General features: G+C 51.3%; 18 protein-coding genes. 6 read left to right on the forward strand and 12 right to left on the reverse strand.

Going from position 1 to position 14,405, the window contains the following annotated elements:
- Positions 1-77: 77 nt before the first annotated feature.
- The 7 genes from IMY23_RS17665 to IMY23_RS17695 all read right to left on the reverse strand — a co-directional run bounded on the left by IMY23_RS17665 (position 78) and on the right by IMY23_RS17695 (position 5,699).
- Complete coding sequence (locus tag IMY23_RS17665; protein ID WP_192823342.1) at positions 78-488, reverse strand: ATP-binding protein; 411 nt, start codon at positions 486-488, stop codon at positions 78-80.
- Positions 481-819, reverse strand: coding sequence for an STAS domain-containing protein (locus IMY23_RS17670; RefSeq protein WP_192823343.1), 339 nt, complete (start codon positions 817-819; stop codon positions 481-483). The genes IMY23_RS17665 and IMY23_RS17670 overlap by 8 nt, the downstream gene beginning before the upstream one ends.
- A gap of 19 nt (positions 820-838) precedes the next feature.
- The gene (locus IMY23_RS17675; protein ID WP_192823344.1) at positions 839-2,917 is read right to left on the reverse strand and encodes a PP2C family protein-serine/threonine phosphatase; all 2,079 of its coding nucleotides are present in this window, start codon (positions 2,915-2,917) and stop codon (positions 839-841) included.
- Positions 2,918-3,006: 89 nt separating this feature from the next.
- Entirely contained in the window at positions 3,007-4,476 is a 1,470-nt protein-coding gene (guaB, locus tag IMY23_RS17680; protein WP_192823345.1) for an IMP dehydrogenase, read from the reverse strand.
- 251 nt (positions 4,477-4,727) lie between these two features.
- Positions 4,728-5,081, reverse strand: coding sequence for a DUF5615 family PIN-like protein (locus IMY23_RS17685; RefSeq protein ID WP_192823346.1), 354 nt, complete (start codon positions 5,079-5,081; stop codon positions 4,728-4,730).
- Positions 5,081-5,317, reverse strand: coding sequence for a DUF433 domain-containing protein (locus IMY23_RS17690; RefSeq protein ID WP_192823347.1), 237 nt, complete (start codon positions 5,315-5,317; stop codon positions 5,081-5,083). Before IMY23_RS17690 ends, IMY23_RS17685 begins: the two co-directional genes overlap by 1 nt.
- Positions 5,318-5,378: 61 nt before the next feature.
- Positions 5,379-5,699, reverse strand: a complete 321-nt coding sequence (locus tag IMY23_RS17695; RefSeq protein ID WP_192823348.1) for a rhodanese-like domain-containing protein — start codon at positions 5,697-5,699, stop codon at positions 5,379-5,381.
- Between the two features lie 140 nt (positions 5,700-5,839).
- Here IMY23_RS17695 and pnuC point away from each other — a divergent pair, with 140 nt between their 5' ends.
- The 5 genes from pnuC (at position 5,840) to IMY23_RS17720 (ending at position 9,616) form a co-directional block, all read left to right on the forward strand.
- Positions 5,840-6,439 carry a nicotinamide riboside transporter PnuC gene (pnuC, locus tag IMY23_RS17700; protein WP_192823349.1) on the forward strand — a complete coding sequence of 200 codons (600 nt, stop codon included), beginning with the start codon at positions 5,840-5,842 and terminating at the stop codon, positions 6,437-6,439.
- Positions 6,440-6,558: 119 nt separating this feature from the next.
- Positions 6,559-7,314 (forward strand): DUF2490 domain-containing protein, encoded by a 756-nt coding sequence (locus tag IMY23_RS17705; protein ID WP_192823350.1) that lies wholly within the window; start codon positions 6,559-6,561, stop codon positions 7,312-7,314.
- Positions 7,315-7,411: 97 nt separating this feature from the next.
- Positions 7,412-7,948, forward strand: a complete 537-nt coding sequence (locus IMY23_RS17710; RefSeq protein WP_192823351.1) for an AAA family ATPase — start codon at positions 7,412-7,414, stop codon at positions 7,946-7,948.
- Between the two features lie 2 nt (positions 7,949-7,950).
- The gene (locus tag IMY23_RS17715) at positions 7,951-8,853 is read left to right on the forward strand and encodes an aldose 1-epimerase family protein (protein ID WP_192823352.1); all 903 of its coding nucleotides are present in this window, start codon (positions 7,951-7,953) and stop codon (positions 8,851-8,853) included.
- A gap of 355 nt (positions 8,854-9,208) precedes the next feature.
- The gene (locus IMY23_RS17720) at positions 9,209-9,616 is read left to right on the forward strand and encodes a hypothetical protein (RefSeq protein WP_192823353.1); all 408 of its coding nucleotides are present in this window, start codon (positions 9,209-9,211) and stop codon (positions 9,614-9,616) included.
- A 171-nt stretch (positions 9,617-9,787) separates the two neighbouring features.
- Here IMY23_RS17720 and IMY23_RS17725 read toward each other — a convergent pair whose 3' ends face one another.
- The 5 genes from IMY23_RS17725 to IMY23_RS17745 all read right to left on the reverse strand — a co-directional run bounded on the left by IMY23_RS17725 (position 9,788) and on the right by IMY23_RS17745 (position 13,137).
- Positions 9,788-10,105, reverse strand: a complete 318-nt coding sequence (locus tag IMY23_RS17725) for an SRPBCC domain-containing protein (protein ID WP_370589889.1) — start codon at positions 10,103-10,105, stop codon at positions 9,788-9,790.
- Between the two features lie 196 nt (positions 10,106-10,301).
- Positions 10,302-10,664, reverse strand: a complete 363-nt coding sequence (locus IMY23_RS17730; RefSeq protein WP_192823354.1) for a hypothetical protein — start codon at positions 10,662-10,664, stop codon at positions 10,302-10,304.
- 560 nt (positions 10,665-11,224) lie between these two features.
- Positions 11,225-11,920 carry an SUMF1/EgtB/PvdO family nonheme iron enzyme gene (locus IMY23_RS17735; RefSeq protein WP_192823355.1) on the reverse strand — a complete coding sequence of 232 codons (696 nt, stop codon included), beginning with the start codon at positions 11,918-11,920 and terminating at the stop codon, positions 11,225-11,227.
- Positions 11,921-11,953: 33 nt separating this feature from the next.
- Positions 11,954-12,469 (reverse strand): nuclear transport factor 2 family protein, encoded by a 516-nt coding sequence (locus tag IMY23_RS17740; protein ID WP_192825131.1) that lies wholly within the window; start codon positions 12,467-12,469, stop codon positions 11,954-11,956.
- Positions 12,470-12,537: 68 nt separating this feature from the next.
- Positions 12,538-13,137, reverse strand: a complete 600-nt coding sequence (locus tag IMY23_RS17745) for a hypothetical protein (RefSeq protein WP_192823357.1) — start codon at positions 13,135-13,137, stop codon at positions 12,538-12,540.
- Between the two features lie 166 nt (positions 13,138-13,303).
- Here IMY23_RS17745 and IMY23_RS17750 point away from each other — a divergent pair, with 166 nt between their 5' ends.
- On the forward strand, positions 13,304-14,287 hold the full coding sequence (locus tag IMY23_RS17750) for an N-acetylmuramoyl-L-alanine amidase (protein ID WP_192823358.1): 984 nt from the start codon (positions 13,304-13,306) through the stop codon (positions 14,285-14,287).
- Positions 14,288-14,405: the final 118 nt, after the last annotated feature.

The following is a 14,405-nucleotide window of genomic DNA, read 5'->3' on the forward strand; positions in this document are numbered from 1 at the left end:
GACTAACGTGACCTTTTGGTGAAAACTGGCAGTATGCTGTATTTATTGTGCCCACGTGCGAAAATGTGGGCTGGAGATTAGTTGACGTGCTTTTGCATGATGCAAATATTGGTGCCTGCCTCGGCAAAATATTCCACTTTGTCCATGATTCGGTTCACCAGGGCCACGCCCACGCCGCCTTTTTTACCCTGCCGTATGTTCTCCTGGATGTTGGGCTCCCGGTAGTTGGCCTGCTCAAATGCTTTGCCCTGGTCCAGGAGTTTGAACACCAGCTGCCGCTTGTCATACTCAATGGTGAGTGTGAGGAATTGGTTGCTGTCTTCTTTGTTGGCGTGAATGATGAGGTTGGCACATATCTCATCCACGGCCAGAATAATCTGGTTGAGCGTGATCTCAGACAGATGAATGGGCGCCAGAGTCTCCGTCACAAACGTGCGGATGACTCTCAGGTTTTTCCTGTCACAGCTAACCCTAATTGTGTTAGTCATTTGCGATGGTCACGGCTTCTTCATAGGAAGAGACAATCGTCATGAGCAGGTCAAGCCCCAGGATCTCAAATACATTGCGTACTTTTTCCTGCATGTTGAAGAAAATAAGCTTGATCTGTGCATCTTCAAACCGTTGCAGGTGCGAGATGAACACGCCAAGGCCGGCAGAAGAAATGTAATTGAGGTTCTTGCAGTCCACAAGAATCTTGCTGAACATCATAATGCTGGGGTTGGAAAGCTCTTCATCCAGCATGACAGATGAGCTGGCGTCCAATTCACCGTCTAAGCTGATGGTGATGGTGTTGTCGGAAATAGTGTGTTTAATTTTCATCGTCCTTCTTTACGAAACATCAATTATTAGGTTGACGCTGTTTGAATTTGATCACTAACAAGGTTTGGTCATCATGCAAGGTGTCATTGGTAAAGTCTGTGACGTCATTGATGATGGCACTCTTAATGTCCTCTGCTTCTAAATGGTACGTTTGGGAGAGCATGTATTTCAGTCTGTCCTCGCCGTACTCGTCCTGGTCTTCGCTGCGGGCCTCCACAATACCATCTGTGTAAATCACCATCACGTCACCGGGGTTGTAGTCATAGTGCAGGCGGTGGATGCGCTTGGCATATGACGCGTCACGCATGATGCCCAGGCCCAGGCCCTCTGTCTGGAAGTAAAACGTATCTTCCATCATGGAGTTGTAGTACAGCGTGTGGCAATGGCCTGCCCGGGCAAAAGAAACCCCCTGCATTTTGTAGTCAATGATGTAGAGCGCCGAAGTAATAAACGACGTACGTTCCAAACACCGGCTAAGCGCGCTGTTGGCCTGCACCATGAACTCGTCTGGAAGTAAATCCTGCTGCATGAGGCCATGGAAAATGCCTTTCATCTGGGCCATGTGAAACGCCGCCGAAATCCCTTTTCCAGACACATCACCAATGATAATGGCAATACGTGACTCGCTCAGCTGCAGGAAGTCATAAAAGTCACCGCCCACTTCTTTGGCCGCCTGGGAGTAGGTACTAATCTCAAACCAGGTATCAGTGGGGAATGTTTTAGGAATGAGCCGGTCCTGTACCAAGCTGGCAATCTTGAGCTCTTCTTTGTAGCGTTCGTTCTGCAGAGATTCCTGCACCAGCCGCAGGTTCTCAATGGTAAGCACGGTCTGGTTGGTGAAGGACTGCACCACGTCAATGGTATCCTGGTCAAAGCCTTGCTCTACTTCACGCAGCAGGTATAAATGGCCATATTTTCGTTTGGTAGATACCAGCGGCATTACCAGCAAGGAGTAGAAGGGCAAGTCTGCGCCCACAAATGCCGGGTTGTGCCGCAAATCGCCTTCCAAAAAGATAGAATCCTGGTGAAGGGTGCCTCGTTCTTTGTGTGCCCGGGTCAGGCCGCTTTTGATGTGGTCCATCAAGGCTTGTTCCGCACCTTCGTTATGGGCGGGCGGAATGCCTGAGCGGCCTTCTTCTCCAGTTTCCAGCCAGGCAGAGTCGGCCCCGGAGGCTTTGATGGCGCTGTCAAATAGAATGGAATAGACTTCTTCCTCGCTCTGGCCTTGTTGAATGGTCTGGCTCAGGCGCTGGAAATTGCGGAGGTCGGCGTTTTTCTGCTCAAACACCTTGGAGGTAGGCAAACTGAACACCGCCACCAAAAAAGAAGACAAGGTGTAGGTGAACACAAACGCCAGCGTGAGCAAGATGAACGGGTTGTCTGTGTAGTCAATGACCAGCTCTGGGGAATCTGAGTACTGGAACAGGAAATTACCGAAGAGAACCACACTGGCCAGAATGGCGGTCAACAGGAAAATACTGCCCCATTTTCGGTCTAGGCTAAGAAAGGCCACCCAGCGCAAATGCACGCTCATGTACACGCTGTACGCCAGCAGCAAGGCCAGGTCCAGCATGAGGAAGATGAACTTCATGTACTCCACGTTGAGCAAAGGCACCAGCAACGAGACGTACAACAAAATCTCAAACCACTTCCACTGGGTCTGCAGGTCTTTGGTTTTCTGGTACAGAATGAACTGCCGCCACGTATAGAACGCCTTGCCCAGGAAATACACCAAAAACCCGAAGAGTATCTGGTAAAAAATGTCAAGCAGGTAAGGATTGGCCCAATACAGATTGAGGTTGGGGTAGCCCACGTTTAAGAGTAGGCAGACATAAGCGCCCAGGCCGCCCTTCACAAACAGGTGCCAGAGCGGTTTGGTGAACCCGGCGGTGGCGTGCGGCTCCAGCCTGAAACGCTGGAACGTGAACACTGACAAGATGAACACCACCGAGAACAAATTGCTCAGGTAGTCTTGCCCCAGGGTTTCTTCGCCGGTATGCCGCTGGTAGGCCAGCAACAGCACGTTCACCAAAAGCAGCACCCAGCTGACGCTTGCGGTAAAGAAGGACAAACGCTTGATTCTGTCTTTTTGGGGCATTGGTTGGGTTGCCTGGGCTGGGGTGATTTTAGAGTTAATCAGGGTGAATACGTGAATTCTCTAAAAATAACTAAAAAAAATTCAGGATACTAACGGCTGTAATTGGGGGCTTCGCGGGTAATCTGCACATCATGCGGGTGGCTCTCGCGCAAACCGGCACCGGTAATCTTCACCATCTTCGCTTTTTTAAGCGTTTCTATGTCTGGTGCGCCGCAGTAGCCCATGCCCGCCTTTAAACCGCCCACCAATTGGTAAAGCACTTCGCCGGCCAGGCCTTTGTAGGGCACACGGCCCACAATGCCTTCGGGCACCAGTTTCTTTACGTCGTCTTCGGCATCCTGGAAGTAGCGGTCTTTGGAGCCTTCGCCCATGGCTTCAATGGAACCCATGCCGCGGTAGGTTTTGAATTTACGGCCTTCGTAGATCTGCATGTCGCCGGGGGCTTCCTCTGTGCCGGCCAGCAAAGAACCGATCATGATGGTGCTGGCGCCGCCCGCAATTGCTTTCACAATGTCACCGGAGAATTTCACGCCGCCGTCGGCAATCACGGGAACGCCGGTGCCTTCCAGGCCTCTGGCAGCTTCCATCACCGCCGATAACTGCGGAACGCCAATACCGGCAATAATACGCGTGGTACAGATAGAGCCCGGGCCCACGCCCACTTTCACGGCATCGGCGCCGGCGTCTGCCAGGGCTTTGGCACCTTCAGCGGTGGCCACGTTGCCGGCCATTAAATCTACGTTGGGGAACGCTTTTTTGATTTTGGTCACGGCTTCCAGCACGCCTTTAGAGTGGCCATGGGCGGTGTCTACGCTAATCACGTCAACGCCAGCTTCTACCAAGGCGCCCACGCGCTCCAGCACGTCTGGCGTTACGCCCACCGCGGCACCTACGCGCAACCGCCCGAATTCGTCTTTGCAGGCATAGGGGCGGTGTTTTCTTTTGAGGATGTCTTTGTAGGTGATTAACCCGGCCAATACACCGTTTTCATCTACCACGGGCAGTTTCTCAATCTTGTATTCCTGCAGAATGTCTTCGGCTTTGTCTAGTTCTATGCCTTTGGGCGCGGTGACTAACCTGTCTTTGGTCATGATTTCAGACACTTTCACAGAGTAGTTTTTCTCGAACCTGAGGTCACGGTTGGTGATGATGCCCACCAGCTTTTTGTCTGCCGACACAATGGGAATGCCGCCAATCTTGTGCTCTTTCATGATGGCAATGGCCTCGCCCAGGGTGGCGTCTTGGTGCAGGGTCACGGGGTCCAGAATCATGCCGCTTTCTGAGCGTTTCACCTTGCGTACCAGTTCGGCCTGCTGCTTGATGCTCATGTTTTTGTGGATAATTCCAATGCCGCCTTCCTGGGCCATGGCAATGGCCATGTCGGCTTCGGTCACGGTGTCCATGGCCGCCGAGATAAGCGGAATGTTGACCTTGATGTTGCGCGTGAGTTGGGTAGAGGTGTTGGTATCTTTTGGAAGTACCTCAGAGTAAGCCGGTAAGAGAAGGACGTCGTCGTAGGTGAGGGCTTCAAACAACAGGTTGGGTGCGTGAGACTGCATGGCAAATAGCGTTTATGGTACTTGCCACGTAAAATTAAGGGAAAAGTTGAGTAAACTAGATTTTTACGGAAATCTTTCTGTGATAAGACAGATAGGTGATTGCCTGAATTCCAGCGGAATTGGATAATGTAGGGAGGAAAGGATTTTCCGTTTTCGGGCTCATTTTGGGAAATGAGAGCAAAAATGGAAATGTTGTTTGGTCTCTGCCGCAAGTTTAGCGGCAGCGTAACTTGCGAGAGGAAGAGATTTTCTCAGTATTTCCGTTGCCTTACAAAATTATTGTCAACTACTGTTAAATGCCTGTCGAAGTCAAATTTTTGGGAGAGAATTAACTTGTGGACTATTTCAGCAGGTTCTGCAGGGGCAAAAGTGTTAAATCGTAAGTAGATAATTCCTTTTGTCGGTTTAAAACCCTTTTTAAAAACCAATTCTCCATAGTCCCTGTCAAAGGTTACTATGAGTCGTTCTTCTTTAAGGGCAATATTAATTACTTCGTCATCCTGAATGCTAGGATTATCTTCCCCAATTGACAAAACATCATAACCATGCTTTCTTAGAGCAAGAACAGAAGCTTTAGGGAAATTTTCATTTGCTAGAAGCTTCATTAATCAACATTTGTTCTTTTATACATCAATCCATCCCGAAAACAGTCCTGTACATACAAAAACATGGCCTGAAGGTGCTCTTTCTGAAGGCGCGGATAATTCTCAAGTATTTGTGCTTCTGACCAACCTTGGGCTAAAAGGCCAACCAGAAATTCTACTGAAAGTCTGGTGCCTTTGATAGTGGGTTTACCAACTAAAATATTTTCGTCTTCTATAATGTGTTGCTGCCAATTCATACTTCAATATACGCTTTATTTTAAGTTTTATTGAATCACTCTTTCCGCCATAATGCTAAACCTAATACACCGGAAACGCCGGGTCCACTTCCAGCGCCCAGGCATGTACGCCGCCTTTCAGATTCAACAGATTGGTAAACCCGTGGCGCTGCTGCAAAAACAGTAAGGCTTGCGCACTCCTGAACCCGTGGTGGCAGATTAAAACGGTGGTGGCGTTTTTGTCCAGCTCGGCGGCTTTCTTGGGAAGGTCTGCCAGGGGAATCAAGGTGCCGCCTAGGTTGCAGATGGCCCATTCCTTGGGTTCGCGCACGTCAATGAGTTGCAGGTTTTCCTGGTTGTCTAGGCGGGTTTTTAGCTGTTGGGGCGTGATTTCTGGAAGCATGGCGCAAAATACGCGAAATTTATGAGGTCATAGGCCGTTACAAAAGGGCAGACTTGGCAGAAGCTGCTATTTTTGTGCGCCTGCCGTGGCCAGGGGTTTCGTTTTGGGGCTCATTTGTGGAAACGGGGCCAAAAACGCCTATGGAGTATTTTTCTGAGTGGGGCATTTATAAGATAAGCGAGTGGGTGGGCTTTGTGACCGGCCTGCTGTGCGTGTGGCTGGCGGCCCGGCAAAACGTCTGGACCTTTCCCATCGCGCTTATAAGTGCGGCTTTTTACGTGGCCGTGTTCTTTGACGCGCTGCTGTTCGCCGACATGGGCTTGCAGGTCATGTTCGGGGTGTTGAATATCTACGGCTGGTACCTGTGGCTTTTCAAAAACGGCGAGCGGGTGGAAAGACCCGTGACCAACACCACCAAAACGCAATGGCTATGGCTGCTGGTACTCACGCCGGCGTTCGGGTTTGGGTTGGGCCGGTATTTAGACGTGACCACTTCGGCAGACATACCGTATTGGGATGCCGGCACCACCGCCGTGAGTTTGGCCGCACAGTGGCTCATGAGCCGAAAAAAACTAGAGAACTGGCTTATTTGGCTTGTAGTAGATATCATCTATGTGCCGCTGTACCTGTACAAAGAACTCTACCTCACGGCCGTGCTGTACGCCATTTTTGTGCCGCTGGCCTGGTACGGGTACCGCGATTGGAAGAAGACGCAGCTAGGAAAAACCACCGCGGCGTAACCACCAAAATTCCGTTTTCGGGCTCATTTTCAGAAACGGGGCCTAAAACAGCTGCGTATGTATTTATGAAGTCTTAAATTTTTACAACATCGCCAACCAAACACCTGCGGCTGTTACCCATGAAGAAATTTTTATTCCTTGCCCTCACTTTTTGCCTTTTTACGCTTACAGAAGCCTTCGCCCAGAACAACCGCCGGCATGACACCAATTACAACGGCTGGTACATGTTTTCGGGTACGCATAAATTAACCGATAAAGTGGGCCTGCACACCGAGTTCCAGTGGCGCCGCTACCAGATCATCAAGGCCAACCAACAGTACATGCCGCGCGTGGCGCTCACCTACAACCTCTCAGACAAGGCCTCAGTGGCGGCGGGCTACGCCTACGTGCATACTTATCCGTACGGCGACAACCCGGCTAGTGAAGAATTTCCGGAGCAGCGCACGTATCAGCAATTGCAGCTCAAAGACCAGCAGGGCATTTTTGGGTTACAGCACCGGTTCAGGCTGGAGCAGCGCTGGATCAAGTTTGCCGGCACAGACACGTATGCTTACCTCAACCGCGTGCGCTACCAGTTCAAAGCCACGTTGCCGCTGCAAGGCCCCACGGTAGAGGACAAGGAGTTTTACCTGAGTTTTTATGACGAAGTGTTTGTGAATTTTGGGCCGAAGGTGACCAACAACATCTTTGACCAGAACCGCGCGTCTGCCGTGGTGGGCTACCGCTTTCACAAAGACGCCAACCTAGAAGTGGGCTACCTGCACCAGCACGTGGCCCAGCGCAACGGCATCTGGTTTGAGAACAACCACACACTGCAGGTGGGCGTGACCTATAACCTGGACTTCCGGAAGAAAGAAACCACGCCTGTGCCGTAGCCGCCGCCCGCCAGAAATTTGTTACTTGCAGAAATTCCGTTTTTGGCCTCATTTCCGGAAATGAGCCCCAAAACGTCATCCTTTCAACCGTACGCCCTTGCTCACCATCGCCATTACCGGACCAGAAAGCACCGGCAAGTCCACGCTGGCAGCCCAGTTAGCCCACCATTACCACGCAGACTGGGTGCCCGAATACGCGCGCGAATACCTGCATCAGTTGGGCCGTCCGTACGAGGCCTCTGACCTGGAGCAGATTGCCCGCGGCCAGAAAGAGCGTTGGGCGCAGGCCGCTGCGCAAACCCCCAGACTGCTTTTTCTGGACACCGAGATGCTGGTGCTCAAAATCTGGTCTGAACACGCCTACGGCATTTGCCCGGGGTATATTGTGGACGAACTCAGGCAGCAGAAGGCAGATTTGTACCTGCTCCTGAACGTGGATTTGCCCTGGGAACCAGACCCGCAGCGCGAGCATCCGCACCTTCGGCCTTTCTTTTACAGCTGGTACAAGCGCGAACTGGAAACCATGGGCGTGCCGTACGTGGAGATTTCGGGGTCTGCGCAGGAACGATTGCTCAACGCCGTGCAGGCCGTGGACCACTTGCTTTCAGACCAAACCAGCGCCCCACTTTTGTAATCATGTCATCTCAAATCACTATGCCGCAGACCACCTACCTTGAGAATGAATTTGTGCGCTTGGGCGTGCACCACCACGGCGCCGAACTTTGCTCGCTGGTGAAGAAAGACACGGGCGTGGAGTATCTGTGGCAAGCCGATGCTGCTTTCTGGAACCGTCATGCCCCGGTGCTGTTCCCCACGGTGGGCCGGTTGCCGCAAAACCAATACCTGCACCAAGGCAACACCTACAGCCTGCCACAGCACGGCTTTGCGCGGGATTTGCCGTTTGATTTGGTAGAGGAAAGCGCGCAACAATTGGTTTTTGAACTGAAGGCCACCCCAGAAACCAAAGCCGTGTACCCGTTTGATTTCGTGCTTCGAATTCTGTACATCTTAGAAGGCCACACCGTGCGCGTGACCTGGCAGGTGCACCACGCCGGCGAAGGGGAGATGCTTTTTTCCATTGGCGCGCACCCGGGCTTTAACGTGCCGCTGCTGCCCGGCGCCGGCTTTGAAGACTACTACCTGAAATTCTCCCAACCAGAAACCCTCTCGCGCTACCTGCTGGACCAAGCCACCGGCCTGTTCAACGGCCAAACCGAACCCGTGCTGGACAACATGGCGCTGCTGCCGCTTCGGTACCGTTTGTTTGAGAAAGACGCCCTGGTGTTCAAAGATTTCAAGTCTGCCCGCGTGACCTTAAAATGCGACCAGCACCCGCACTTTGTGCAGATGGAGTTCAGCGGGTTTCCGTACCTGGGCATCTGGACCAAATGCGCGGGTGCGCCGTTTCTGTGCCTGGAGCCCTGGCACGGCCTGGCTGGCAGCGTGGGCCAGCCCCTGGAGTTAAGCGAGAAAGAAGGCATTCATTCAATTGGCGCGAAGGAAACTTTTGAAGCCCATTACGCCATCACCATCGGGTAGCCGTTTTCGGCTTCATTTCCAGAAATGAGCCCGAAAACGGGAGTTGGGTGGCGAGGGTAGCATCAATTTTATTTCGGCGTGCCGTTTCTTCCAAAACATTCTGGTGCCCGCAGGGTTTGTGTGCTGGAGGTACAGGCAAATCGTATTTTTTTCCGGCTATTTTCCTGGCGTAGACGGGGTCTTCAGGCTGCAGATACGCTGAGGCAGAAGCTGGGAGAAAATCTGGGTTGCACCGCCGTTCAACAGTGTACCTTTTGCTGAAATTCCTGTATCTTTACAAGGGTCCTTTTTCTACATCACACATGCCTAATATATGCGCTTAGAAGCGGTTAACTCTTTTGATAGAACCTTTTATGTGGTAGAGCATAAGCAGGATTTGGATATTATTGACACGCTGTGGTACGGCTACGCCTCGCAGCAAGACTTGAAAAACGCCTGTTCTGCGGGTCTGGAGATTTTGGAGAAAACCGGGTGTGCCTACAAGCTCAATGACAACAGCCAGTTGACCGGCCCCTGGAGCGATGCCGTGGAATGGTTGGAGAAGGAATGGTTGCCCAAAGCCATGGCGGCGGGCCTGCGCTACCTGGCGCACGTGGCCAACCCGCATTCCTACGGTGAAGTAGCCGGCGAAGTCATGAAATTCAGCAAGATTGGCCAGAACCTGGAGTATTGCATGTTTTACACCAAAAAAGAAGCCTTAACCTGGCTGAAACAATGCCAGGCCAAAGAAAACCAGCTTTCAAGGGCTTATTCACAGAACTAAGCTTTCTGCTTATTCCTATAAAAGCCAATGGGCCCGCAGACGTATTTGCGGGCCCATTGGCTTTTCTGGTGTATGGTTGGTGGTTTTACGGTTGCGCCTCTGTGTGTTTTTTGAAATTGTCCAGAATGGCTTGCCAGCCGGAGCGCTGCATGTCCAGGGTGTTCAGGTCTTCTACTTCAAAAGTTTCGGTGAGGTGGTTGCGGGGCCCTGGCTGTCAAAGGTGACGGTGACTTGGCGGTTGTCATCTAAGCGGGCCACTATTTTCTGGTGCATCATAATTTCTTCATAGGTGCCGGCGTAGTCAAAACCCATGCTCTGGTCTTTGGCTTCCATGCGCCAGGAAAAGCGGCCGCCGGGTTGCAGATCATTCACGGCGCTGGGGCACTGCCACGTATCTGCCGCGAAGTTCCACTGCATAATGTGCTCCGGCGCAGTCCAACACTGCCAGACTTTTTCCAGGGGTTGCTGCACGGTGGTTTGTACGGTCACGGTGGGTTTGGTTTGTGTTTGAATGGAAGGGTATTTGGTTGGTCAATGGGTGTGAACGGACTAGTATAAACAACGAGCAAGGCCGTCGGCCGTAGCTTGATGTTTATACAGTGTTGGCAGAAGTAGTTTTTTAGTTTTGCTTTGATTTAAGAAAAACAGGCTAAAAACGTATTTTTCATTAAATCATGAATCAATATTAGAACTCAACGCCATCTTTATAACGGATAGCGTCAATGATTTCTTTGTCCGATTGGGCCGTCCTACTAACCCATATAGTTTCTTTATGCCGAGGGAATTCCCAAGTAATAACCTGAACTATCGAATCGAGAAGTAATTCTTTTTTGTACATAATTCCGTAATGGAATTCGTATAAGCCTTTGTTGATGTTGATATCATATTTCTCGTCAGGTTCTTTTCCAAAGTATTTCTTACGTGCGAATTCATAATCTTGACCTTCAAGCTCTTTTATAGATTCTACTGGCTTATGGAATGGGTCAAGATACCAAGTCAAGCCTATCGCTACAGAAATGACAACGGAAATCGCAATGACTTTTTTCATTTTATCTATTTCTGCCAACACCTGGATAATTACACCAGTACAGTTATTGGGTATACAAATTGAAAGGAATAGGTATATTTATCTGCTGTTTTCAATAGATAACTTTACCTTTTACGTCCATATTCCTATTGCCTAAGCAAGAATAAAAAGTATAAAAAAGGAAAAGGCCATCTCCGTTTTCGGCCCCATTTCCCGAAATAAGCCCCAAAACGCTACAAATTAGTATGCTAGCGGAAGCTTTTCTGCTGACTTTTAATTGACCTAATACTGCAGACGGCTTCCAAAGCCAAGTGCGAAACACTTTCCTTCGCTTGCCCAGGAAACGCACCAGTGCTTACCTACTATTTCTATCTGGGTACCCAGAATTTTTGTTCAGCGGGGCGAAGAGCAAGAAAAAAATCCAGGCGAACCAGGAAATGAAAACCACCGCCAACAACCAGCCGAGTTTTTCAAGCCCAGACGTTTTGCTGGAAAAGCCTATCACCAAAAAAGGCAGGAGCCATACAAACCCAATAAACGCGATGATAGAAAGGATAGAACCAGTTACAATGTCCATGATATTAATTTATTTGGTTACGGGCAATTCTAAAGCCCAGGTCATCAATTTTAAACTTGGAAGGGTGGCTTCGGCGGCGGGTGGTGGCCATCACGCTGCGTTCTTCATCGCACCAGCCGCCACCCCTGAAGATGCGGTAGGAACCATACGTGGTTTGGTCATAAATGTCTGAACACCATTCCCAGACGTTCCCCAGCATGTCATACAGTCCCCAGGCGTTGGGCGATTTTTGCCCTACGGGCTGGGTGCTTCTACCAGAGTTCCCTTTAAACCAGGCCACGTCTTCTAGAAGTCCATACCTAGCGCCGGCAGTGCCTGCCTTGCAGGCATATTCCCACTCGGCCTCGGTGGGTAATCTATAGCCGTTGGCCGTCACATTTACCTGTATTTCTTCTGTAGTAGCATTTAGCGCATAGCACGGCTGCAGCCCAGCCATCTGTGACAAAGCGTTGCAAAAAAGGACGGCGTCTTCCCACGTCACGTTCTCCACGGGGTGGTTTCTGCCTTTGAACAGACTGGGTGCTTCCTGGGTAACGTCAAAATACAGTTCCTGGGTAACAGGATATTTTCCTAGCCAGAAAGGCTTAACGACTGCCGTCCATTTTTGCTTGGTTCTGTCATCACGTAATTCTACCTGGCCAGCCGGAATTTCTACCAGTTGTTCTAAAATGGAGGAAACGTTCACATTGGTAGGTGGCAAAGGAAATGTGTAGGTAAACGGAGTATTTTACGGCTAACGTCTGGTTTTGGCGGCCTCGGCGGCTTTGAGGTCACAGTTTTCCTTGCGGCGCGTGTCTGCAATGGCGAAGATTTTCCAGCCGTCTTTGCTGCGGTGCAGTTGAAACGCATCTACCCCGCAATGGCTGAAATTTTCGCCTACGTACAGGGCATACTCGCACCAGAGCGTGGCCAGGTCGCCGTCAATCTGCACGCGCACGTCCCAGATGCGCTCGTCCACCACCTTGGGCTGGGGCGTGCCAATCATCTCCAGAAACTTCTGCATGGGCGTCTCGCGCAGCTGCACCACACCGTCTTTGCCCTTGCCCACTGAGAGCAACCGCGCCTGCGGGGCCAACACTGACCGAGCCATGGTGCTGTCGCCGGCGCGCATGCCGTCAAAGAATTTGACTACGGCTGCTTCCACGGCTTTGGCTTCGAGGTTCAAGGCGAGCGCGGCGGCTTTTTTGGTTTGGGCTTCCGCCGAAAAACTAAGGGCAGCAAAGGCCAGCAATAGGAAGAAGGAACGCATGGTCTTCAAGTAGTTAGGGTTTAGTGGCCGGAAGGTAAATAGTTTCCGGCATATTCTGAAACAGCGGCTCAAATCAGCACCAACCGGTCTTGCAGCAGCGCCCTGAGCTCCGGCGGCAACCCGAAGTGCGTGTCCATGAAATCATCCAGAATCTGGCGGGTGTGCGGCGAAATCAGTTCCTGAATCTGGGACATGGCCTGTTCGCTGAGCACGTAGGGCATGTACCCGTAGAGCAAATCTGGGCCATCGCACTGCGCGAAAATCTGGTATTCAGTGCATTTGTTTACTGGTTCGCCGGTCACCAGACAGTTCGCCAGCCAATTGTCCAGCAAAAACGGGTCAGGCAAAGAAACCAGGGCTTCGCGGCGCGCTGCCAAGTCTACGTTTTTGGCCATGTAGGCGTCAATGCGCGTTTTTGACTCCACAGACAGTTCCTGGCGCAGTTGTTCGGCGCAGCCCAGGCACATGGCGTACTCCAGCAGAATATCATGCACGCCGGTACCCGGGTAATTCCGGACGGCTTTTTCCACCAGATAGGGCGTTCCGTCTTGCAGCAGCGCTTTGTTGCAAGTAACGCAATGGGTAAAGCACTGGCCGGTGGCCGTGGAATGAAACAGCTTGGGAATGGGCTCAAACTCGTGGGAAAGGCGAAGCGATGGCAGGTCCATGGGCAGGTGGGCAACGTTTTAAACCTCAAGTTATCAAATTCTGGCTGTTTTAAATAACAACCTGGCCGCCGGAAGCCCTATTTCAAGGAGTTCGTAAAAATTATTAGCAAGCGTGGTTTCCGGCTCCAGATAATTGAACATCTTTGGCTCTTCTAAGCCCCATGCCATGAAATTCCCTGCCTTCCGCCTGCTGTTCAGTTTGTCTTTGCTCTTGCTCACCGGAGCCTGCACCCTACACCCGTACTTGGCTACCAACAAAGTCTATAAAAAACAGGTCAAACGCATGGCCAAAACCCTGCGCGCCACGCCCGTCACCAACCCCGGCGAAGACAGCCTGCACCAAGGCGATTACTGGGTAGGCACCACTAATTTCAGCATGCGCAAACCTAATTATGTGGTGATCCACCACACGGCGCAAAACTCCACCGAGCAAACGCTCAAGACCTTCACCACGCCTAAGACGCAGGTGAGCGCGCACTACGTCATCGGCCGCGACGGCAAGGTCTACCACATGCTCCATGATTACCTGCGCGCCTGGCACGGCGGCAACGCCCGCTGGGGCACCACCACCGACCTCAATTCCACCTCCATTGGCATTGAGCTGGACAACAACGGGTTTGAGCCGTTCCCCGAGGAGATGGTGCAAAGTTTGTTGCAGGTGCTGGCCATTCTCAAGAAAACGCACGGCATACCGGCCGCCAATTTCATAGGCCACTCAGACATTGCCCCCAGCCGCAAGGTAGACCCTAACCCCACCTTCCCCTGGAAGCGCCTGGCAGAAGCCGGTTTTGGCATTTGGTACGATGAAGCCGCCGTGAACCGCCTGGTGCTGGAAAGCCAATTGCCTAAAGAGTCAGTGGCTATTGCAGTTTCAGATTCCACGGCAAGAACTGGAAATGAACCAGGAATGCATAATCCAATACCAGTTTATTATAAGGATTTCAGCAAAGAAACTCCGGCTGCGCTCACAGACACCATTCCGGCCAGTTTCAACCCAAAAGACGCGCTGCGCATCATCGGGTTTGACACGCGGAATATGGCCGCTGCGGTGAAAGCGTTTAAGCTGCATTTTATTCAGTCTGAAGTGAACGCCATTTTAACCGAGCGTGACCTGAAGATTCTGTATGACTTGTACCGAAAGAGTTTGTAGCAGTCAGATTAGACAGAAATAATTTTCTGTTGTTTGTATCTCACGTTTTCGGGCCCTGAAATAGAAATGGGGCGAAAACCAGCAACTGTAGAGACTAGGCACCGCCTTGTCTCTACAG

It is taken from the genome of Rufibacter sp. LB8, assembly GCF_014876185.1.
Taxonomy (GTDB): domain Bacteria; phylum Bacteroidota; class Bacteroidia; order Cytophagales; family Hymenobacteraceae; genus Nibribacter.

Bases quoted from the DNA above. Each gene is read 5' to 3' on its own strand.
- guaB (WP_192823345.1), bottom strand. From the start codon at position 4,476: ATGCAGTCTCACGCACCCAACCTGTTGTTTGAAGCCCTCACCTACGAC.
- IMY23_RS17690 (WP_192823347.1), bottom strand. From the start codon at position 5,317: ATGAATTGGCAGCAACACATTATAGAAGACGAAAATATTTTAGTTGGT.
- IMY23_RS17730 (WP_192823354.1), bottom strand. From the start codon at position 10,664: ATGAAAAAAGTCATTGCGATTTCCGTTGTCATTTCTGTAGCGATAGGC.
- IMY23_RS17740 (WP_192825131.1), bottom strand. From the start codon at position 12,469: ATGCGTTCCTTCTTCCTATTGCTGGCCTTTGCTGCCCTTAGTTTTTCG.
- IMY23_RS17665 (WP_192823342.1), bottom strand. From the start codon at position 488: ATGACTAACACAATTAGGGTTAGCTGTGACAGGAAAAACCTGAGAGTC.
- pnuC (WP_192823349.1), top strand. From the start codon at position 5,840: ATGGAGTATTTTTCTGAGTGGGGCATTTATAAGATAAGCGAGTGGGTG.
- IMY23_RS17745 (WP_192823357.1), bottom strand. From the start codon at position 13,137: ATGGACCTGCCATCGCTTCGCCTTTCCCACGAGTTTGAGCCCATTCCC.
- IMY23_RS17715 (WP_192823352.1), top strand. From the start codon at position 7,951: ATGTCATCTCAAATCACTATGCCGCAGACCACCTACCTTGAGAATGAA.
- IMY23_RS17675 (WP_192823344.1), bottom strand. From the start codon at position 2,917: ATGCCCCAAAAAGACAGAATCAAGCGTTTGTCCTTCTTTACCGCAAGC.
- IMY23_RS17695 (WP_192823348.1), bottom strand. From the start codon at position 5,699: ATGCTTCCAGAAATCACGCCCCAACAGCTAAAAACCCGCCTAGACAAC.
- IMY23_RS17670 (WP_192823343.1), bottom strand. From the start codon at position 819: ATGAAAATTAAACACACTATTTCCGACAACACCATCACCATCAGCTTA.
- IMY23_RS17750 (WP_192823358.1), top strand. From the start codon at position 13,304: ATGAAATTCCCTGCCTTCCGCCTGCTGTTCAGTTTGTCTTTGCTCTTG.
- IMY23_RS17685 (WP_192823346.1), bottom strand. From the start codon at position 5,081: ATGAAGCTTCTAGCAAATGAAAATTTCCCTAAAGCTTCTGTTCTTGCT.
- IMY23_RS17705 (WP_192823350.1), top strand. From the start codon at position 6,559: ATGAAGAAATTTTTATTCCTTGCCCTCACTTTTTGCCTTTTTACGCTT.